This window comes from Rhizobium sp. O111 (assembly GCF_055616315.1).
Window position 1 is genome coordinate 3,616,826 of record NZ_JBSHXL010000001.1, and the last position, 19,643, is coordinate 3,636,468.

19 protein-coding genes are annotated in these 19,643 nt (G+C 62.9%); 12 read left to right on the forward strand and 7 right to left on the reverse strand.

The annotated features are described in order from the left end of the window. Window positions 1-15: 15 nt before the first annotated feature. Window positions 16-339: a YbaB/EbfC family nucleoid-associated protein gene (locus ACVTFQ_RS18035; protein WP_018899104.1), complete on the forward strand. Its 324-nt coding sequence runs from the start codon at window positions 16-18 to the stop codon at window positions 337-339. Between the two features lie 72 nt (window positions 340-411). Here the strand turns inward: ACVTFQ_RS18035 and ACVTFQ_RS18040 are convergent, their stop codons facing one another. Both ACVTFQ_RS18040 and ACVTFQ_RS18045 read right to left on the reverse strand, forming a co-directional pair. Further along, complete coding sequence (locus ACVTFQ_RS18040; protein ID WP_047506532.1) at window positions 412-942, reverse strand: DUF992 domain-containing protein; 531 nt, start codon at window positions 940-942, stop codon at window positions 412-414. Window positions 943-1,047: 105 nt separating this feature from the next. After that, window positions 1,048-1,665 (reverse strand): MOSC domain-containing protein, encoded by a 618-nt coding sequence (locus tag ACVTFQ_RS18045; protein ID WP_111563043.1) that lies wholly within the window; start codon window positions 1,663-1,665, stop codon window positions 1,048-1,050. A gap of 56 nt (window positions 1,666-1,721) precedes the next feature. Between ACVTFQ_RS18045 and recR the strand changes: the two genes are divergently transcribed. Then, window positions 1,722-2,327: a recombination mediator RecR gene (gene recR / locus ACVTFQ_RS18050; protein ID WP_018899107.1), complete on the forward strand. Its 606-nt coding sequence runs from the start codon at window positions 1,722-1,724 to the stop codon at window positions 2,325-2,327. Window positions 2,328-2,485: 158 nt separating this feature from the next. Further along, window positions 2,486-3,760 (forward strand): lytic murein transglycosylase, encoded by a 1,275-nt coding sequence (locus tag ACVTFQ_RS18055; RefSeq protein ID WP_111563044.1) that lies wholly within the window; start codon window positions 2,486-2,488, stop codon window positions 3,758-3,760. Between the two features lie 13 nt (window positions 3,761-3,773). On the opposite strand, the gene ACVTFQ_RS18060 is transcribed toward ACVTFQ_RS18055, so the two are convergent. Further along, entirely contained in the window at window positions 3,774-5,405 is a 1,632-nt protein-coding gene (locus tag ACVTFQ_RS18060) for an MFS transporter (RefSeq protein ID WP_111563045.1), read from the reverse strand. Between the two features lie 232 nt (window positions 5,406-5,637). Between ACVTFQ_RS18060 and rimP the strand changes: the two genes are divergently transcribed. From rimP to ACVTFQ_RS18105, 9 genes are all read left to right on the forward strand, one after another. Next, window positions 5,638-6,243 (forward strand): ribosome maturation factor RimP, encoded by a 606-nt coding sequence (gene rimP, locus ACVTFQ_RS18065; RefSeq protein WP_111563046.1) that lies wholly within the window; start codon window positions 5,638-5,640, stop codon window positions 6,241-6,243. Between the two features lie 60 nt (window positions 6,244-6,303). Continuing rightward, complete coding sequence (nusA, locus tag ACVTFQ_RS18070) at window positions 6,304-7,908, forward strand: transcription termination factor NusA (protein ID WP_018899111.1); 1,605 nt, start codon at window positions 6,304-6,306, stop codon at window positions 7,906-7,908. Beyond that, a complete protein-coding gene (locus ACVTFQ_RS18075) occupies window positions 7,908-8,597 on the forward strand; it encodes an RNA-binding protein (protein ID WP_111563047.1) in 690 nt (229 codons plus the stop codon). Before nusA ends, ACVTFQ_RS18075 begins: the two co-directional genes overlap by 1 nt. A 99-nt stretch (window positions 8,598-8,696) precedes the next feature. Further along, the gene (gene infB, locus ACVTFQ_RS18080) at window positions 8,697-11,462 is read left to right on the forward strand and encodes a translation initiation factor IF-2 (protein ID WP_111563048.1); all 2,766 of its coding nucleotides are present in this window, start codon (window positions 8,697-8,699) and stop codon (window positions 11,460-11,462) included. A gap of 90 nt (window positions 11,463-11,552) precedes the next feature. Beyond that, window positions 11,553-11,960 (forward strand): 30S ribosome-binding factor RbfA, encoded by a 408-nt coding sequence (gene rbfA, locus ACVTFQ_RS18085; RefSeq protein ID WP_018899114.1) that lies wholly within the window; start codon window positions 11,553-11,555, stop codon window positions 11,958-11,960. Between the two features lie 12 nt (window positions 11,961-11,972). Beyond that, on the forward strand, window positions 11,973-12,905 hold the full coding sequence (truB, locus tag ACVTFQ_RS18090) for a tRNA pseudouridine(55) synthase TruB (RefSeq protein ID WP_111563049.1): 933 nt from the start codon (window positions 11,973-11,975) through the stop codon (window positions 12,903-12,905). Window positions 12,906-13,072: 167 nt separating this feature from the next. Next, on the forward strand, window positions 13,073-13,342 hold the full coding sequence (gene rpsO / locus ACVTFQ_RS18095; RefSeq protein WP_026283114.1) for a 30S ribosomal protein S15: 270 nt from the start codon (window positions 13,073-13,075) through the stop codon (window positions 13,340-13,342). A 327-nt stretch (window positions 13,343-13,669) separates the two neighbouring features. Beyond that, window positions 13,670-15,808, forward strand: coding sequence for a polyribonucleotide nucleotidyltransferase (gene pnp / locus ACVTFQ_RS18100; RefSeq protein WP_111563050.1), 2,139 nt, complete (start codon window positions 13,670-13,672; stop codon window positions 15,806-15,808). A 75-nt stretch (window positions 15,809-15,883) separates the two neighbouring features. Then, window positions 15,884-16,900 (forward strand): class I SAM-dependent methyltransferase, encoded by a 1,017-nt coding sequence (locus ACVTFQ_RS18105; protein ID WP_111563051.1) that lies wholly within the window; start codon window positions 15,884-15,886, stop codon window positions 16,898-16,900. Between the two features lie 5 nt (window positions 16,901-16,905). Here the strand turns inward: ACVTFQ_RS18105 and ACVTFQ_RS18110 are convergent, their stop codons facing one another. From ACVTFQ_RS18110 to fabB, 4 genes are all read right to left on the reverse strand, one after another. Then, window positions 16,906-17,301: a type II toxin-antitoxin system HicB family antitoxin gene (locus ACVTFQ_RS18110; protein ID WP_037186910.1), complete on the reverse strand. Its 396-nt coding sequence runs from the start codon at window positions 17,299-17,301 to the stop codon at window positions 16,906-16,908. Window positions 17,302-17,312: 11 nt separating this feature from the next. Further along, window positions 17,313-17,495 (reverse strand): type II toxin-antitoxin system HicA family toxin, encoded by a 183-nt coding sequence (locus ACVTFQ_RS18115; RefSeq protein ID WP_037186908.1) that lies wholly within the window; start codon window positions 17,493-17,495, stop codon window positions 17,313-17,315. Window positions 17,496-17,599: 104 nt separating this feature from the next. Continuing rightward, a complete protein-coding gene (gene fabI, locus ACVTFQ_RS18120; RefSeq protein WP_018899121.1) occupies window positions 17,600-18,406 on the reverse strand; it encodes an enoyl-ACP reductase FabI in 807 nt (268 codons plus the stop codon). 4 nt (window positions 18,407-18,410) lie between these two features. After that, entirely contained in the window at window positions 18,411-19,634 is a 1,224-nt protein-coding gene (gene fabB, locus ACVTFQ_RS18125) for a beta-ketoacyl-ACP synthase I (RefSeq protein ID WP_111563052.1), read from the reverse strand. Between the last annotated feature and the right edge of the window lie 9 nt (window positions 19,635-19,643).

The following is a 19,643-nucleotide window of genomic DNA, read 5'->3' on the forward strand; positions in this document are numbered from 1 at the left end:
AGAAGGGAGAAGACGATGCGCGACATCATGGGCATGATGGGCAAAGTCAAGGAAATGCAGGCCAAGATGGAGCAGATGCAGGCGGAAATCGCCACGCTCACGGCCGAAGGTAAGTCCGGCGGCGGTCTCGTGACCGTCGTCATCACGGGCAAGGGCGAAATGCAGAGCCTGAAGATCGATCCGTCGCTCTTCAAGGAAGATGACGTCGAGATTCTCGAGGACCTGATCGTCGCCGCGCACAAGGATGCCAAGGAAAAGGCCGACGCGGTCGCCGCCGAAAAGACCAAGGCGCTGACGGCAGGCTTGCCGATCCCTCCCGGCTTCAAGATGCCGTTCTGATCATTCGATCCAATTTGGATTTTGCAAGCGCCGGCGCCCATCGGGTGGCCGGCGCTTGTCGTTTGAGAATGCTTATTTCGTGTGCTTCTGTGTGTGGTGCTTGGCGGGCTTTGCCATTTTCGGCGGAACGAAGGTCAGCTTCATGTTGGCGATGCCGGCCGCGACGTTGAGCCCGGATGTGCCCTCGACCGACAGCGGCTGCAGCGCCACCGATCCCTCCAGGCCGCCCACCAGCGCATTCGCCCCGAGACCGAGGCCGACGGTCGCATTGGCCGCCACGCCGGAATAGCTGCCCTGCAGCGCGCCCTCCGGATGGTTCGCCGGCGCATAGACGTACCAGATCAGCGTTCCGCCTTTCAGCATGCCGATATCGACGCCGATTTTGGTGATCGCGCCGCGGTAATGCTCCACATGCCCGGGCTGCGAGGGCGTGAACATGCAGTCCACCTCCCGTTTCGAGCCGATGATCATGCCGATTCCCGCCGAGATATCGCAGGTCAGAGACCCCGCATGCACATTGGCCGCCGCCGCCGGCTGCGGAGCGGAAAGGGCCGTCGCGGCGGCAACGGCAAGGGCGATCGAGGTAGATTTGAAGACGGACATGCAGGCCTCCTTGGATTGGCACACCGTCAGAAGGAAATTAGGAGACGTCCTGATATCAGCAAGTGATCATAAAGGCGGAATCTCGGTGCCGCGACCCGCGCGGGCTTACTTCTCCGCGAGAAGGCTGTCGCGCAGCTTGTAGTGGATCGGCGCCGCCAAATAGCGGGCGCGGTCTTCTGTAGAAAGACGCCTGCCGAACGTCGCGATCATCTCCGGCATCGTGACCCGCGCTCCCTCGAACCGCTGCCATTCCACGCTTTCGCCGGCTGCAACCGTCCCCGGTTCGATCACCCGGCAATAGATGCCCGGCCGGCCGGCGCGGGTGTAGCGCTTGACGAACAACGGATCGCCCATGCGCGCCGCGAAGGTGGCGCAGGGGATACGCGCGGAGGTGACCTCGAGAACAAGATCGCCGGCTATGAACCGATCGCCGACCACGACCATCGTATTGTCGAGCCCTTCGATGACGAGGTTTTCGCCGAAGGTGCCGGGGGCGATCGTCTGCCCGAGTTCCGCCGACCACCAGTCGAGCGTCAGCGATCCCTCGACATAGACGGCCTGGTCGACACCGCCATGGTGCTTGCGGTTGCAGATCGCGTCGCCAAGCAGCCCTTCGGCATCGACGAGTACGCCGCCGGTGATCGCGTGCTTGTTGATGCCGGTCTTGTAGCTCTTGCCAGGGAGCTTCTCTGCGTTGCCGATGCAGACGGCGAGGATTTTCATAAGGCCCGCTTTTCTGTCCGTTTCCGTTTTTCAAACATATGGGCTAAGAACCCGATATGGCAAAGCGAGTCACCGGCCCCGAAATCGAAAAACTCATCCAGCTGCTGGCGAAAGTGCCGGGCCTCGGCCCACGCTCCGCGCGCCGCGCCGCGCTGCATCTGATCAAGAAGAAGGATCAGCTGCTCGGGCCCCTCGGCAGCGCCATGGGCGAGGCCTATGACAAGGTCAAGATCTGCTCGCGCTGCGGCAATGTCGATACCTCCGATCCCTGCACCGTCTGCACCGACGACCGCCGCGACCAGTCCGTCATCATCGTCGTCGAGGATGTCTCCGATCTCTGGGCGCTGGAGCGCGCCGCCGCCTTGAACGCCGCCTATCACGTGCTCGGCGGCACGCTCTCGCCGCTCGATGGCGTCGGGCCTGACGATCTCAACATCAAGGGCCTGATCGAACGCGTCACGGCCGGCGGCATCAAGGAACTGATCATCGCCGTCAACGCCACCGTCGAGGGGCAAACCACAGCACACTATATAACCGATCAGCTGGCCGGGCTCGATGTGAAGATCACGCGATTGGCGCATGGCGTGCCGGTTGGCGGCGAGCTCGATTATCTCGACGAGGGTACGCTGACGGCGGCGCTTCGGGCGCGGACGTCGATATGAGGGGAGATGTGATGCCGTTCGAGATCCGCCATACCCCCCTCTGCCCTGCCGGGCATCTCCCCCACAAGGGGGGAGATCGACTCGTGGCGGGCTTCCAGTCAAACAATGAGAGTGGAGCGAGCGGTCGCTTCCAGCCAATCTCCCCCCATGTGGGGGAGATGTCCGGCAGGACAGAGGGGGGTATCACACGGCATGCCCGTGCCGCGCTTTCGCTCCTTATCACCCTCCTCGCAACCTCGCATGCAGCCCACGCCGCCCCCTCGAAAGCCGAGGTGGAATCCCAATTCGAGCGCTGGGTGCAAGCCGACCTCTGGCCGGAAGCGCAAAAGAGCGGCATATCGGAAAAGACCTTCAAGGCCGCATTCGCAGGCGTCACGCTCGATTGGTCGCTGAACGATCTCGCCCCTCCCGGCTTCCCGCCGCCGAAGGAGGTGAAGCAGACGCAGGCCGAGTTCTCCTCGCCGGCGCCCTACTTCAATGATGACCGGCTGAAGCGCCTGGCCGTCACCGGGCGAAGCTTCCAGACGCAATATGCCTCGACGCTGAAGAAGATCGAGAAGACCTACGGCGTGCCCGGCTCGATCGTGCTCGCCATCTGGGGCCGCGAGACCGGCTTCGGCGCCGCCAAGATCCCGAATTCCGGCATCGAGGTGCTGGCCACCAAGGCCTTCATGTCCACCCGCAAGGAGATGTTCCGCACCGAGCTGATCGCCGGCCTGCATATCATCGACGGCGGCGATGTCACGGCGGCCGATTTCAAGGGATCGTCGGCGGGCGCGCTCGGCCAGCCGCAGTTCATGCCGACGAGCTATCTGAAATATGCCGTCGATTTTGATGGCGACGGACATCGCAACATCTGGACCTCGGTTCCCGATACGCTGGCCTCGATCGCCAACTTCCTGGTCAAGAAAGGCTGGCAGGCAAACCGCAGCTGGGGCTACGAGGTGACGATCCCCGAAAACGTCTCCTGCGCGCAGGAAGGCCCCGATCTCGGCAAGCCGATTGCCCATTGGAATTCGCTCGGCATCGACCGTATCTCCGGCAAGGCCTTCCCCTCGGGCGAGAAGAACGCCACGGGCATGATGATGGTGCCGGCCGGCCGCGATGGCCCGGAATTTCTGGTGACGCCGAATTTCTACGTCATCAAGGAATACAACAATTCAGATCTCTACGCGCTCTATATCGGCAACCTCGCCGATCGCATCGCCTATGGCTCCGGCGCGTTCGAAGGCGCCTGGGGCGATGTCGGCAAGATGCTGCGCTCGGATGTCGCCACCATGCAGAAGGCGCTGGAGAAGAAGGGCTACGACGTCGGCGGTTCCGATGGTCTGCCCGGCTACAAGACGCGCCGCTCCATCGGCCAGTGGCAGGAAAAGAACGGCATGAAGCCGACCTGCTATCCCGAGGCCCACATGATCGGCAAGCTGAAGTAGGCTCAAGCGAGCTCTAGTGGTGCAGGTCGATATGCGCCTTGAAAAACAGGTCGTCGCTGGGCGGAATGGCCTGGCGCTCGATCATCCGGTGCACATGCGGCCCCGCTTCGCCGCGATGCAGCGCCCTTAGCCGGTCGGTGTTTTCGCCGTCCACCTGGGTTCGCCGCTGGTTGTGGCGGATATACTCGACCCAGGTCGGCGTGTGGTAGGTCTCGGTCCACGAGCCCGGCTTTTCCAGATCGCGCATCAGCGCCCAGTTGCGCGCCCCATCGCGGATGCGGATACGCCGCCGCTCGCCCATCAGCTTCAGGAACTCCGGCACGTCGAGGTCGTCGATCTCGTAGTCGACCTGGATGACGACAGGCCCGCTGCGCGGCGTGATATCGAGGCCGAGCGCCGGCTCGGTGAAGCGGTTGAGCGGATCGAGGTTGAGCGTCTCGAAGGCCGGCATGGCGAATTTCAGGCCGATGACGATGCCGAACAGCATGACCACGGCCGACATCAGCAGCGCATTGGCGACGCCGTAGTTGTCGGCGGCGATACCCCAGATCCAGCTGCCCCCGGCAATCCCGCCGAAGGTCACGGTCTGGTAGAGCGACAGCGCCCGGCCGACCACCCAGCGCGGCGTCGAGAGCTGCACGATGGTGTTGAACAGCGACAGCGCCAGAACCCAGCAGGCGCCCGAGATCACCAATCCCAAGCAGGTGATCGCCGAAATCGGGCTGAAGGCGGCAATCGCGGCGCTGAGCGCGAAGCCGGCAAACGACAGCCGCACGATCGTCTCGCTGGAGAAGCGCTCGCGCAGCCTTGCGTTCAGCACCGCGCCGCCGATGGCGCCGATGCCGAAGGAGCCGAGCATCAGGCCGTAGGTAAGGGGTCCGCCGACCACCAGCTCCAGCGCCACGATCGGCAGGAGTGCCAGGATCGAGCTGGCGCTGATGCCGAAGATCAGGCCACGCAGCATCACTTTCTGCAGGTTGGGCGACATGGAGATGTAGCGCAGCCCGGCGAAGATGGCGCTACCGAGCGCCTCGCGCGGCAGCGTCGTCGCGGGGTAGGTCGGCTTCCAGCGCATCAGCGCATAGATCAGCGCGAAATAGCTCATCGTATTGACGGCAAAGGCGGCTGCCGCACCGGCGGCCGCCACGATGATGCCGCCGATCGCCGGCCCGACGCTGCGGGTGATGTTGAAGCCGACGCTGTTCAGCGTGACGGCGCCGGGCAGATCGGCGCGCGGCACCATGTCGCCCACCGAGGCCTGCCAGGAGGGATTGTTGAGCGCCGTGCCGCAGCCGAGCAGGAAGGTGAAGAAAAGCAGCAGCCAGGGAGAGAGAATGCCGAAGAAGGCGAAGATGCTGAGCAGCGCCGAGACCGCCAGCATGAAACACTGCGCCGTCAGCATCACCCGCCGCCGGTCGAAGCTGTCGGCCAGCGCGCCCGAAACCAGCGAGAAGAGCATGATCGGCAGCGCGGTGGAGGTCTGCACCAGCGCCACCATGTCGCCCGACGCGGTGATCATGGTCATCATCCACGCGGCGCCGACCGCTTGGATGAGGCCGCCGAAATTGGAAGCGATGCTGGCGAACCAGATGGTGCGGTAGGTCTCGTGCCTGAGTGGTGCCAGTGTCGATGAAGTATAGGCCACGATTCCTCCCGTCGAATGCCATGCGCTGCGCCAAGCTATATAAGCGAAACGGCGAGCAAGGCCACCGACCGCCTGCCGCAACCGCGCCGCACCGCCGATGGAGCTTGCAATTTCGCGGAAACGGGCCTATATGGCTCTCAAATCTTGATCGCATTGATGAGGAGTGGGCCGCAAGGACCCGCTCTTTTTTATTACCGCGATCGCCCGAAAATATCGCTTAGGAGCGCATCGCTTGTCGGATTCGACGAACGCAGACAATGAACTTGAGCCGCGGCTGATCACCGAGACTGGCCTCGACCAGCGCCTCGCCGCCATCATCGAGCCCGTCCTCATCGACCTCGGCTACCGCCTGATCCGCGTGCGCATGCTCAACCAGAACGGCGCCACCATGCAGATCATGGCCGAGCGCAACGACGGAACCATGGACGTCGAAGGCTGCGAGGAGGTCTCGGTGGCCGTTTCTCCGGTACTCGATGTGGAAGATCCGATCGATAAAGAGTATCATCTGGAAGTGTCGTCGCCCGGCATCGATCGCCCGATGGTGCGCAAGTCCGATTTCGCGCGTTGGCAGGGCCATCTCCTGAAGTGCGAGACCTCGATAATCGTCGGTGGTCGCAAGCGCTTCCGCGGCAAGATCGTTTCCAGCGACGTCGATGGCTTCACGCTCGAGCGTGACGAGGCTCCGGCTGGCGAGGAAAAGGCGATCGTCATTCCGTTCACGGCGCTTGCCGATGCGAAACTCATTCTGACCGACGATCTGATCCGTGATGCCCTGCGCGCCGACAAGCTGGCGAAGGCAGAGGCCGCGAACCAGAACGAAGCGGAAGACGAAGAATAAACCGATCAACTTGTGGCGCCGGGCAAGGGAAGCCTCAGCGCCTAGACGGAGACAAAACACATGGCAGTCAGTGCGAACCGGCTCGAACTTCTGCAGATCGCAGATGCAGTCGCCCGCGAAAAGGTCATCGACCGCGAGATCGTGCTCGCCGCGATGGCGGACGCGATCCAGAAGGCGGCGCGCTCGCGCTACGGCACTGAATCCAACATCCGCGCCGACATCAACCCGAAGACCGGCGAAATCCGCCTGCAGCGTCTTCTCGAGGTTGTCGAGGCTGCCGAGGACTACTCGACGCAGATCCCGCTCGAGCTGGCCCGCGACCGCAACCCGGACGCAGCCCTTGGCGATTTCATCGCCGATCCGCTGCCGCCGATGGATTTCGGCCGTATCGCCGCTCAGTCCGCCAAGCAGGTCATCGTGCAGAAGGTTCGCGAAGCCGAGCGTGATCGCCAGTTCGACGAATTCAAGGATCGCGTCGGCGAAATCGTCAACGGCACCGTCAAGCGCGTCGAATACGGCAACGTCATCGTCGACCTCGGCCGTGGCGAAGGCATCATCCGTCGCGACGAAATGATCCCGCGCGAAAACGTCCGCTATGGCGATCGCGTCCGCGCATACGTATATGACGTACGTCGCGAACAGCGCGGCCCGCAGATCTTCCTGTCGCGCACGCATCCGCAGTTCATGGTCAAGCTCTTCACCATGGAAGTGCCTGAAATCTACGACGGCATCATCCAGGTGAAGTCGGTTGCCCGCGATCCGGGTTCGCGCGCCAAGATCGCCGTGATCTCGAACGACAGCTCGATCGATCCGGTTGGTGCCTGCGTCGGTATGCGTGGTTCGCGCGTTCAGGCCGTTGTCGGCGAGCTTCAGGGCGAAAAGATCGACATCATTCCATGGTCGCAGGATCCGGCGACCTTCGTCGTCAACGCCCTACAGCCGGCTGAAGTCGCCAAGGTCGTTCTCGATGAAGATGCCGAGCGCATCGAAGTCGTGGTTCCGGACGAGCAGCTGTCGCTGGCCATCGGCCGCCGCGGCCAGAACGTTCGCCTCGCATCGCAGCTGACCGGCTGGGATATCGACATCATGACGGAAGCCGAAGAATCGGAACGCCGTCAGAAGGAATTCAACGAGCGCACCAACCTGTTCATGGATTCGCTCGACGTCGACGAAATGGTCGGCCAGGTTCTGGCCTCCGAAGGCTTCGCGGCCGTTGAGGAACTCGCTTACGTCGAACTCGACGAAATCGCCTCGATCGATGGTTTCGACGAAGACACCGCGCAGGAAATCCAGACCCGCGCCCGCGAATATCTCGAAAAGCTCGAAGCCGAGATGGACGAGAAGCGCAAGGCGCTCGGCGTTTCCGACGAACTGCGTGGCATCGACGGCATGACCGCCCAGATGATGGTCGCCCTCGGTGAGGACGGCATCAAGACGATGGAAGACTTCGCCGGCTGCGCCGCCGACGATCTCGTCGGCTGGAGCGAGCGCAAGAACGGCGAGACCAAGAAGTTCGAGGGCCTGTTCTCGAAGTTCGACGTTTCGCGCGTCGAAGCTGAGCAGATGGTCGTTCAGGCCCGCCTCGCGGCTGGCTGGATCACCGAAGAGGACCTTGCGAAGGAAGCGGAAGCTGAAGAAGCTCCCGAGGCCGAGCAGGAAGTTTAATGTCTGCGCGTGAGCCTACCGTTTCTCCTGAGGACGACGATCTTGCAGGTTATGACGTGAATGGTCGCATGTGCATCGTGACGCGCGAAAGCGGATCGCCGGATGAGCTGATCCGCTTCGTCGCCGCTCCCGATGGGACGGTGGTGGCCGACCTGAAGCGTCAGCTTCCGGGTCGCGGCTGCTGGGTGAAGATCGACCGCGCTCTGGTCGACAAGGCGGTGGCGAAGAAATCCTTCGCCCGCGCCCTGAAAATGGATGTGAAGGCGGCCGCCGATCTCGGCGAGACCGTCGACAAGCTGCTGATGCAGCAACTGATGCAGATGATGAACATGGCCCGTAAGGCCGGACAGTTCATCACCGGCGCCTCGAAGGTGGATGCCGCGATCCGCAGTGGCGCGGCACTTGCCGTGTTCCATGCAACGGACGCGGCGGCCGACGGCGTGAGAAAGATCGACCAGGCCCGCAAGGCCTGGCACCTCGGAATGGAGACCGAGGAGGAAATACCTTCCTACAAACTCTTCTCGGAGAGCGAAATGGAAGGCCTGATGGGTCAGAACGCTTTTATCCATGCTGCAGTGCTTGCAGGGCAGGCGGGTGAGGGTGTAGTGAAGCGCGCAAAGATGCTCGAACAGTACCGCAATGGCGGTCAGTCCCGGGCAGCGGGCGGCGCTGGCCGGCAAAAACAATGATACGGTCACCGGACTTGTCCGGCCCGATGTCATTGATCGACATTTTGATTGACAGGGACTGATGACGTCATCGCTCCCTGTCCGAAGGAACGGGAACGAATGACCGATAGCAATGACGACAAGACACTGAACGGCCCGGGCAAGAAGACTCTGACCCTGAAACCGTCGGGCGTAAGCCAGGGCACCGTGCGCCAGGATATGGGCCGCGGTCGCACCAAGGCGGTCGTTGTCGAGACCCGCAAGCGGCGCCCGATGCGCCCGGAAGACGAACAGCGCCCGATCACCCCGGTGGCAGCACCGGCAGCGCCCGTACGCGCCGCCGAGCCCGCTCCTGCGCCCGCAGCACCGGCAGCGGCAGCTCCGGCTCCGGCGCCTGTTCAGCAGGCCCGCCCGCCGCAGCCCCAGCAGCCGCAGCGCTACAATCAGCCGAGCGGCCAGCAGTATAACCGTCCGCAATCCCAGCAGCCTTCGCGCCAGCAGGATCGTCCGCGCCCGGTGGTTCTGAACCATCTGTCGCCGGAAGAGATGGACGCGCGCCGCCGTGCGCTCGCCATGGCCCAGGTTCGTGACGCCGAGGATGCGGTTCGCCGCGCCGAGGAAGAAAAGCGCCGCGCCGCCGAAGAAATCGTCCGCCAGGCCGCTGCCGCTGAAGAAGCCAAGCGCCTTGCCGCCGAAGAAGCAGAACGCGCCGCTGCGGCCGCTGCCGCTCCGCCGGCACCAGCCGCTCCCGCTCCGGCCGCGGAAGCACCGCGCACGCAGGCTGCGGCTCCCGCCGTTCGCCGCACCGATGCGCCGTCTTCCGCCCGTCCGGCTCCCGGTGGCGCTCCGGCTGCCCCCGGCGTCCGTCGCCGTGAAAATGATGAAGATGATCGCGGTGGTGCACCGCGCGGTGGCGCTCCGGCGCGTGGCCGCGTCGTGCGTCCGGAACCGGCAAAGCCGGTTACCGCGCGTCCGAAGGGTGACGATGGTCGCCGCCAGGGCAAGCTGACGATCACGGCTGCAAGCACGGATGACGACGGCAACAACCGTGGCCGTTCGATGGCCGCCATGCGCCGTCGCCAGGAGAAGTTCCGCCGCAGCCAGATCCAGGAAACCCGCGAAAAGGTTGTTCGCGAAGTCATCCTGCCTGAGACCATCACCATTCAGGAACTGTCGCAGCGTATGTCTGAACGCGCCGTCGACGTCATCAAGTACCTGATGAAGGAAGGCCAGATGATGAAGCCGGGCGACGTCATCGACGCCGACCTCGCTGAACTCATTGCCGGCGAATTCGGCCACACCGTCAAGCGCGTTTCGGAATCCGACGTCGAAGAAGGTATCTTCGACCGGGCCGACGATGCCGGCGAAATGGTTTCGCGTCCGCCAGTCGTCACCATCATGGGTCACGTCGACCACGGCAAGACCTCGCTGCTCGACGCCATCCGTCAGGCAAACGTCGTGTCGGGCGAAGCCGGTGGCATCACCCAGCACATCGGTGCCTATCAGGTCGAACAGAACGGCCAGAAGATCACCTTCATCGACACCCCCGGCCACGCCGCCTTCACGGCCATGCGTGCCCGTGGTGCGCAGGCAACCGATATCGCGATCCTCGTGGTCGCGGCCGACGACAGCGTCATGCCGCAGACGATCGAATCCATCAGCCACGCCAAGGCGGCCGGTGTTCCGATCATCGTGGCGATCAACAAGATCGACAAGCACGAAGCCAATCCGGACAAGGTCCGTCAGCAGCTTCTGCAGCACGAAGTCTTCGTTGAATCGCTCGGCGGTGAAGTGCTCGACGTCGAAGTGTCGGCGAAGAACAAGACCAACCTCGACAAGCTGCTCGAAGCCGTCCTGCTGCAGGCCGAAATCCTCGACCTCAAGGCCGACCCGACGCGTACTGCCGAAGGTATCGTCATCGAAGCCCAGCTCGACCGTGGTCGTGGCGCGGTTGCGACCGTACTCGTCCAGAAGGGCACGCTGAAGCCCGGCCAGATCATCGTTGCCGGCGATCAGTGGGGCCGCGTTCGCGCGCTCGTCACCGACAAGGGCGACCATGTCAAGGAAGCGGGTCCGGCCATGCCGGTCGAAGTGCTCGGCCTGTCCGGCACGCCAGCTGCCGGTGACAAGTTCGCCGTCGTCGAAAACGAGAGCCGTGCGCGCGAGATTTCCGAATATCGCCAGCGTCTGGCCCGCGACAAGGCCGTTGCCCGCCAGACCGGTCAGCGCGGTTCGCTCGAACAGATGATGAGCAAGCTGCAGAACACCGGCTTCAAGGAATTCCCGCTGCTCATCAAGGGCGACGTGCAGGGTTCCATCGAAGCGATCATCGGTGCTCTCGACAAGCTCGGCACCGACGAAGTGCGGGCCCGTATCGTCCATTCGGGCGCCGGTGCCATCACGGAATCGGATCTGGCGCTTGCCGAATCCTCCGACGCCGCGATCATCGGCTTCAACGTCCGTGCCAACGCACAGGCACGTGTCGCCGCCGAACGCGCAGGCATCGAGATCCGCTACTACAACATCATCTACGATCTGGTGGATGACGTTAAGGCAGCGATGTCGGGTCTGCTCACGCCGGAGCGCCGCGAAACCTTCCTCGGCAATGCCGAGATCCTCGAGGTGTTCAACATCACCAAGACCGGCAAGGTCGCGGGTTGCCGCGTCACCGAAGGCAAGGTCGAACGTGGTGCGGGCGTCCGCCTCATCCGCGACAACGTTGTCATCCACGAAGGCAAGCTCAAGACGCTCAAGCGCTTCAAGGACGAAGTATCGGAAGTTCCGGTCGGTCAGGAATGCGGTATGGCCTTCGAGAACTACGAAGACATCCGCGCGGGCGATGTCATCGAATGCTTCCGCGTCGAGCATATCACCCGTACGCTCTGATCGTGCGAGACTAGAGTTGTGGACGGGCGCCGGATCATATGAGGCCGGCGCCCGAACCTTTTGAGGCCCCAGACTTTTGAGGCAATAACAATGGCAACAAAAACCTCGACAGCACAGTCGCAGCGCATGCTGCGCGTCGGCGAGCAGGTACGCGCCGCGATCACCCAGGTCCTGCAGCGCGGCGAAGTGCGCGACGACCTCCTGGAAAAGACCGTCATCTCCGTGTCCGAAGTGCGCATGTCGACCGACCTGAAGGTCGCGACCGCCTTCATCACGCCGCTGGGCGTATCGGATCACGAGACGGTCATCACGGCGCTCAACCGCCACGCCAAATTCATCCGCGGCCGTCTCGGCCCGCATCTCCGGCAGATGAAATTCATGCCCGAGATCCGCTTCCGCGACGATACGAGCTTCGACAATTACAAGAAGATCGACGAGCTGCTGCGCTCGCCCGAGGTCATGCGCGACCTTGAAGACGGCGATACCGACGAAAAGTAACAGAAGAGCCTTATGTCCAAACCACGCAAGCCCAAAGGCCGCCCGATCTCGGGCTGGCTTATCCTTGACAAGCCCGTCGACTTCGGCTCGACCGAAGCCGTCTCCAAGATCAAGTGGCTGTTCAAGGCGCAGAAATGCGGCCACGCCGGTACGCTCGATCCGCTGGCTTCGGGCATGCTGCCGATCGCGCTTGGCGATGCGACCAAGACCGTTCCCTACGTCATGGACGGTCGCAAGATCTACGAATTCACCGTGACCTGGGGCGAGCAGCGCTCGACTGACGATCTCGAGGGCGAGGTTATCGAGAGCTCCGACAAGCGTCCGACCGAAGACGAAATCCTGGCGCTGCTCCCGAACTATACCGGCGTCATCAATCAGGTCCCGCCGCAGTTCTCCGCGATCAAGATCGCCGGCGAGCGCGCCTATGATCTCGCCCGCGAGGGTGAGACGGTCGAAATCCCGTCGCGTGAGGTCGAGATCTATCGCCTGACGCTGCTCGAATGCGAGAACGAGAACACCGCGCATTTCGAGGTCGAGTGCGGCAAGGGCACCTATGTCCGCGCGCTCGCCCGCGATTTCGGCCGCGATCTCGGCTGCTTCGGCCACATCTCCGGCCTGCGCCGCAGCTTCGTCGCACCGTTTGCCGAGGAGACCATGATCCCGCTCGCCGAACTCGTTGCGCTGGAAGAAATTCAGGATGACGAAGAACGGCTGGCGGCGCTCGACGCGCTTCTGATCGACACCAGCGAGGCGCTGTCCTCGCTGCCGCATCTGATCGTCAACGACGATCAGGCCCACCGCCTGAAGATGGGCAACCCCATCCTGGTGCGCGGCCGCGATGCGCCGGTGGAAGAAAGCGAAGCTTATGCCACGGCCCGCGGCAAGCTGATCGCCATCGGCGAAATCGGCCAGGGCGAATTCCGCCCCAAGCGCGTCTTCGGCTGATGTTTTTAACCCGGCGCCGACGCGCCGGGCACGCCTCTTCCCTTTGCTGCCTGAATGGTTTATAGGCAGCGCCAGCATCAGGCATTGCTTGAATGCATTCGCGGCCAAAGCTGGACGACATCCCGGCTTTTGGCGACCTTATCTCCTCTCATCGAAAGGAACATCCGATGTCGATTACTGCTGAGCGCAAGACGGCACTTATCAAGGAATACGCAACGTTCGAAGGCGACACCGGTTCGCCGGAAGTTCAGGTTGCGATCCTCACCGAGCGCATCAACAACCTCACGGAACACTTCAAGGGCCACAAGAAGGATAACCATTCCCGCCGTGGCCTGCTGACGATGGTTTCCAGCCGCCGCTCGCTTCTTGACTACCTCAAGAAGAAGAACGAAGGCCGTTACACCAAGCTGATCACCAGCCTGGGTATCCGCCGCTAAGGCTTTTCGGCGGGCGCTCCTTATGGACGCCCGCCGCATTTGTTTCCGGGGAACGTTTCTCCGACACCGCAGGACGCCGCAGGCGTTTGCGGGACTGCCCGCGGACCCGGATGGGCCGGATCCGCAAAACCAACCGTTGACCTGTCATGGGGCAGGATTGCCGGATGCTTTCGGCCAAGGCGCACACCTTGGCCCGATTTTCTCGATGAGGAAATCGAGACCGCAAAGCCTCCCGTTGTCTTGCCCATGATGCGTCATCAACAATTGCGGTCGTCTGCGCCGTGCCTCAGGGCCAATGGCGCGCCTCCGCATTGAAGGACAAGACATATGTTCGACACTCATTCCGTGGAAATCGAGTGGGCAGGCCGCCCGCTGAAGCTCGAAACCGGCAAGATCGCCCGTCAGGCTGACGGCGCCGTTCTCGCGACCTACGGCGAAACCGTGGTTCTCGCCACCGTCGTTTCCGCCAAGGCGCCGAAGCCTGGCCAGGACTTCTTTCCGCTGACCGTCAACTACCAGGAAAAGACCTACGCAGCCGGCAAGATCCCCGGTGGCTACTTCAAGCGCGAAGGCCGTCCGTCGGAAAACGAAACGCTGGTTTCGCGCCTGATCGACCGCCCGATCCGCCCGCTCTTCCCTGAAGGCTACAAGAACGACACGCAGGTCGTCGTCACGGTCGTCCAGCACGATCTGGAAAACAACCCGGACGTTCTGTCGATGGTTGCCGCTTCGGCTGCCCTGACGCTCTCTGGCGTTCCCTTCATGGGCCCGGTCGGCGGCGCGCGCGTCGGCTACATCAACGGCGAATACGTCCTGAACCCGCATCTCGACGAGATGGACGAGTCGATCCTCGACCTCGTTGTCGCCGGTACGCACGACGCCGTTCTGATGGTTGAATCCGAAGCCAAGGAACTGAACGAAGAAGTCATGCTCGGCGCCGTCATGTTCGGCCATAAGGGTTTCCAGCCGGTTCTCGACGCGATCATCAAGCTCGCCGAAGTGGCTGCCAAGGAGCCGCGCGACTTCCAGCCGGAAGACTTCTCCGAACTCGAAGCCGAAATGCTGAAGCACTTCGAAGCCGAGCTGCGCACCGCCTACAAGAACACGCAGAAGGCTGAACGCTACGCTGCCGTCGACGCCGTCAAGGCAAAGGTCAAGGCCCACTTCTTCCCTGAGGGCGAAGAGCCGAAGTACACCGCCGAAGTCATCGGCGCGATCTTCAAGCACCTGCAGGCCAAGATCGTTCGTTGGAACATCCTCGACACCAAGAGCCGCATCGACGGCCGCGACCTCGAGACCGTTCGCCCGATCGTATCGGAAGTCGGCCTCCTGCCGCGCACCCACGGTTCTGCTCTCTTCACCCGCGGTGAAACGCAGGCGATCGTCGTTGCCACGCTCGGCACCGGCGAAGACGAACAGTACGTCGACAGCCTGACGGGCATGTACAAGGAGCGCTTCCTGCTCCATTACAACTTCCCTCCCTACTCCGTTGGCGAAACCGGCCGCATGGGCTCTCCGGGCCGTCGCGAAATCGGTCACGGCAAGCTCGCATGGCGCGCTATCCGCCCGATGCTTCCCTCGGCTGAGCAGTTCCCCTACACGCTGCGCGTCGTCTCTGAGATCACCGAGTCCAACGGCTCGTCCTCGATGGCAACCGTCTGCGGCACCTCGCTCGCTCTGATGGACGCTGGTGTTCCTTTGGCTAAGCCGGTTGCCGGTATCGCCATGGGCCTCATCCTCGAAGGTGACCGCTTCGCGGTTCTCTCCGACATCCTCGGCGACGAAGACCACCTCGGCGACATGGACTTCAAGGTTGCAGGTACTGCCGACGGCATCACCTCGCTGCAGATGGACATCAAGATCGCCGGTATCACCGAAGAGATCATGAAAGTCGCTCTCGGCCAGGCACAGGGCGGTCGCACGCACATCCTCGGCGAAATGTCGAAGGCGATCTCCGAAGGCCGTTCGCAGCTCGGCGAATTCGCTCCGCGCATCGAAGTCATGAACATCCCGGTCGACAAGATCCGTGAAGTCATCGGCTCCGGCGGCAAGGTCATCCGCGAAATCGTCGAAAAGACCGGCGCGAAGATCAACATCGAAGACGACGGCACCGTGAAGATCGCATCTTCCTCGGGCAAGGAAATCGAAGCGGCCCGCAAGTGGATCCACTCGATCGTTGCCGAGCCTGAAATCGGCGTGATCTACGAAGGCACGGTCGTGAAGACCGCCGACTTCGGCGCCTTCGTCAACTTCTTCGGCGCCCGCGACGGCCTCGTCCACATCTCGCAGCTCGCTTCCGAGCGTGTTGCCAAGACCCAGGACGTCGTCAAGGAAGGCCAGAAGGTTTGGGTCAAGCTCCTCGGCTTCGACGAGCGCGGCAAGGTCCGCCTGTCGATGAAGGTTGTCGACCAGGCAACCGGCCAGGAAATCCCTGCCGACAAGAAGAAGGAAGAAGCAGCCGAGTAAGCTGCGCCTTCCGATGACTTCATGGGCGCGGGAATCTTCTCGCGCCCTTTTTCTATTCAGGATCGAGATAAAACGATGAGCAGCGAGACGCTGAAGACACTGTTTCACCCCTTTGTAAGCGGCACCGTCGAGGCGCCCGGCGAGGGCGAGCGCGTGCTCTTCCTCGGCGCCGAGGCAGGCTTCGCCCTGCCGCAGGGCTTTGCCGCCGCGCTGAGCGCCGTACAGGGCTTCCGTCCGCTGTATCGGCAGCTGCTCGCCCAGCGCATCGAAACCACGCCTGAGGTCGAAGGCGAGGACTATGATGCCGTTCTGGTTCTATGCAACAAGCACAAGGGCGAGAACGAGGCGAATATCGCCGAAGCATTGACGCGCGTGAAGATGGGCGGTCTCGTCGTCATCGCCGGCGGCAAGGAAGACGGCATCCAGCCGCTGCGCAAGCGCATGGAAGCCTTCGGCCTGTCGCTTGAGCACATGCCGAAATACCACGGCGTCGCCTTCTGGTTCGGCGCGCCCGCAGATCCGTCCGAAATCATCGCCAAGTTCGCCAAGCCCGCTGTGCGCGTCGACGGCCGCTTCGAGGCCGCCGCCGGCATGTTCTCGCACGACCGCATCGACGACGGCTCGGAACTGCTCGCCTCGCGCTTGCCCACCGATTTCACCGGCGACGTCGCCGATTTCGGCGCCGGCTGGGGCTATCTCTCCGTCGAGATGGCGGAACGCTCCCCAGGTGTCAGCCGCCTCGACCTCTACGAGGCGAATTACGCCGCGCTGGAGGCCGCCAAGGCCAACATCGAGGAGAACTGCCCGAATGTGCCGGCGCGCTTCTTCTGGCACGATCTGGCGGGCGAGCCGGTCAAGGACAAGTACGACCTCGTCATCATGAACCCGCCCTTCCACGAGAGCCACGCCGCTGAGCCGGCGCTCGGCCAGGCGATGATCAAGACCGCGGCATCCGCGCTCCGCTCCGGCGGCCGCCTGCTTCTGGTCGCCAACCGCGGCCTGCCCTACGAGCCGGTACTGGCGGCGAGCTTCCGCGAAAGCGGCGAAACCTGCCGCAACGCCCGCTTCAAGGTCTTGTGGGCGAAGAAATAAGCGGCTCAGGCCGCTTCTATTTCCTTGCGGGCGGCGCTCGCAAGGAAGGCCGAACGTGTAAGGCCACGCTCCTTGGCTGCCGCGTCGATCGCGTCGAGCATGCCTTTGTCGAAGGTGACATTGGCGCGAACGGTCCGTGTCGTATCCTCGATAAACGGAATCCGCGTCAGGAAGGCGCCTGATGCAAGCTCACTCCGCACCTCGGGACGCGCGCTGATCTCGTTGAAGGACGATGGTGTTGGTAAAGCCTCATCTTCCGCCCACAGCCGCAGGGCCTCGATCGCGTTCGCAGTCAGATCATCCTCAACATCTGCTGCGGAAAACACGGAAGGCAGATCGGGAAAGCTTACACCGAAGGCGCTGTCCGGTTCTTTGTGCACGAGCGCAATGAAGTATTTCATCTATCTCTCCCTCACACCCATCCGGCTTGCTTTGCGATTGCCAGAGCGGTGCCTGTCGGCAAGTCCTTCTTGGGATGCGGAACGATAATCGTCTGCGATCCCTTACGGAGTTTGTGATGCGAGCCTTTGATCGACACGATCTCGAAACCCTCGCGTTTCAGCCGGGCAATGATCCTGTAACTGTTGCGTTCCATCCATCGCTCCCCGGTCGTCCGAAGATAATACGGGTGCGATAAAATAAAAAGGCCATGCGCAATATAATGCGCATGGCCTTGCAGTCGGTTCTGCTGGCTGCCGCTTACTCGGCGTCGGCCTTCCGCAGCGTATCGAGCGCCGGCATCGAGGTGATGTTGAAGCCGGCGTCGACGAAGTGGATTTCGCCGGTGACGCCTGCCGCCATGTCGGAGAGCAGGTAGAGTGCCGAGTTGCCGACGTGATCGATCGTCACGGTCTTGCGCAGCGGCGAGTTCTGCTGGTTCCACGACAGGATGGCGCGGGCATCCGAAATGCCGGCGCCGGCGAGCGTGCGGATCGGGCCGGCGGAGATCGCGTTGACGCGAATGCCGCGCGGGCCGTAATCGGCCGCCAGGTAGCGCACGGAGGCCTCGAGTGCGGCCTTGGCGACGCCCATGACGTTGTAGTTCGGAATGACGCGCGTCGAGCCGTTATAGGTCAGCGTCAGCATCGAGCCGCCTTCGTTCATCAAAGGCGCCAGACGCTTGGCGATCTCGGTGAACGAGAAACAGGAGATCACCATCGTGCGGCTGAAATTCTCGCGCGTGGTGTCGGCGTAGAGGCCCTTGAGCTCGTTCTTGTCGGAAAAGCCGATGGCGTGAACGACGAAATCGAGCGTGCCCCAGCGTTCCTTGATCGCGTCCACAGTGGCGTCGACCGAAGCGATGTCCTCGACATCGCATGGCAGCACGAAGTCGGAGCCGACTTCGGCGGCAAGCGGCTTGACGCGCTTGCCCAGCGCGTCGCCCTGGTAGGTGAAGGCAAGTTCCGCGCCCTGTGCCGCCAGCGCCTTGGAAATGCCCCAGGCGATGGAGTGGTTGTTCGCGACACCCATGATAAGCCCGCGCTTACCCTGCATGATTCCCGTCATGTTATTATCCGTTGTAGCGCTGGAAGACGAGCGTGGCGTTGGTGCCGCCGAAGCCGAAGGAGTTGGAAAGCGCGATGTCGATCTTGGCGTCGTCGATGCGCTTGCGCACGATCGGCACGCCGTCGAACTCGGGGTCGAGCTCGTTGATATGAGCGCTTTCGCCGATGAAGCCGGCCTGCATCATCAACAGCGAATAGATCGATTCCTGCACGCCGGCAGCGCCGAGCGAGTGGCCGGTCAGCGACTTTGTCGACTGGATGTGCGGGATCTTGTTGCCGAACACTTCGCGGATCGCGCCGATTTCCTTGCTGTCGCCGACTGGCGTCGAGGTGCCGTGCGTGTTGACGTAGTCGACATCGCCCTTCACCGTCGAGAGCGCCTGGCGCATGCAGCGGATTGCACCTTCGCCCGACGGAGCGACCATGTCGTAGCCGTCGGAGGTGGCGCCGTAGCCGACGATTTCGGCGTAGATCTTGGCGCCGCGGGCCTTGGCGTGTTCCAGCTCTTCGAGAACCAGAACGCCGGCGCCGCCGGCAATCACGAAGCCGTCGCGGGTCGCGTCATAGGCGCGCGATGCGGTCTCGGGCGTGTCGTTGTACTTGGAAGACATGGCGCCCATGGCGTCGAACAGGTTCGACATCGTCCAGTCGAGATCCTCGTGGCCGCCGGCGAACATGATGTCCTGCTTGCCCCACTGGATCATCTCCGCAGCATTGCCGATGCAATGCGCCGACGTCGAGCAGGCCGACGAGATCGAATAGTTGACGCCGTGGATCTTGAACCATGTCGCGAGCGTGGCCGATGCCGTCGAAGACATCGCCTTCGGCACGGCGAACGGGCCGATGCGCTTCGGGCTGTTGTTCTTGAGGGTGATCTCGGCGGCTTCGATCAGCGTGCGCGTCGAAGGACCGCCCGAGCCCATGATGATGCCGGTGCGCTCGTTTTCGCTGTAGTCCTTTTCCTCAAGACCGGAATCGGCGAGCGCCTGCTTCATCGCGACGTGGTTCCACGCACCGCCCTGCGACAGGAAGCGCATGGCGCGACGATCGACCAGATCCGTCGGATCGAGCGAAGGGCGACCCCAGACCTGGCACTTGAAGCCGTGCTCGGCGAAATCGTTGGAAAAGGAAATGCCGGACTTGGCATCGCGCAGCGAAGCGAGGACCTCGGCGGCGTCATTGCCGATCGAGGAAACGACGCCCAGACCCGTGACAACTACCCGTCTCATGTGTTTCGA

Coding starts and splice junctions, on each gene's coding strand:
- ACVTFQ_RS18035 (WP_018899104.1), top strand. CDS start 16: ATGCGCGACATCATGGGCATGATGGGCAAAGTCAAGGAAATGCAGGCC.
- ACVTFQ_RS18040 (WP_047506532.1), bottom strand. CDS start 942: ATGTCCGTCTTCAAATCTACCTCGATCGCCCTTGCCGTTGCCGCCGCG.
- ACVTFQ_RS18045 (WP_111563043.1), bottom strand. CDS start 1,665: ATGAAAATCCTCGCCGTCTGCATCGGCAACGCAGAGAAGCTCCCTGGC.
- recR (WP_018899107.1), top strand. CDS start 1,722: ATGGCAAAGCGAGTCACCGGCCCCGAAATCGAAAAACTCATCCAGCTG.
- ACVTFQ_RS18055 (WP_111563044.1), top strand. CDS start 2,486: ATGTCCGGCAGGACAGAGGGGGGTATCACACGGCATGCCCGTGCCGCG.
- nusA (WP_018899111.1), top strand. CDS start 6,304: ATGGCAGTCAGTGCGAACCGGCTCGAACTTCTGCAGATCGCAGATGCA.
- ACVTFQ_RS18075 (WP_111563047.1), top strand. CDS start 7,908: ATGTCTGCGCGTGAGCCTACCGTTTCTCCTGAGGACGACGATCTTGCA.
- infB (WP_111563048.1), top strand. CDS start 8,697: ATGACCGATAGCAATGACGACAAGACACTGAACGGCCCGGGCAAGAAG.
- rbfA (WP_018899114.1), top strand. CDS start 11,553: ATGGCAACAAAAACCTCGACAGCACAGTCGCAGCGCATGCTGCGCGTC.
- truB (WP_111563049.1), top strand. CDS start 11,973: ATGTCCAAACCACGCAAGCCCAAAGGCCGCCCGATCTCGGGCTGGCTT.
- rpsO (WP_026283114.1), top strand. CDS start 13,073: ATGTCGATTACTGCTGAGCGCAAGACGGCACTTATCAAGGAATACGCA.
- pnp (WP_111563050.1), top strand. CDS start 13,670: ATGTTCGACACTCATTCCGTGGAAATCGAGTGGGCAGGCCGCCCGCTG.
- ACVTFQ_RS18105 (WP_111563051.1), top strand. CDS start 15,884: ATGAGCAGCGAGACGCTGAAGACACTGTTTCACCCCTTTGTAAGCGGC.
- ACVTFQ_RS18110 (WP_037186910.1), bottom strand. CDS start 17,301: ATGAAATACTTCATTGCGCTCGTGCACAAAGAACCGGACAGCGCCTTC.
- ACVTFQ_RS18115 (WP_037186908.1), bottom strand. CDS start 17,495: ATGGAACGCAACAGTTACAGGATCATTGCCCGGCTGAAACGCGAGGGT.
- fabI (WP_018899121.1), bottom strand. CDS start 18,406: ATGACGGGAATCATGCAGGGTAAGCGCGGGCTTATCATGGGTGTCGCG.
- fabB (WP_111563052.1), bottom strand. CDS start 19,634: ATGAGACGGGTAGTTGTCACGGGTCTGGGCGTCGTTTCCTCGATCGGC.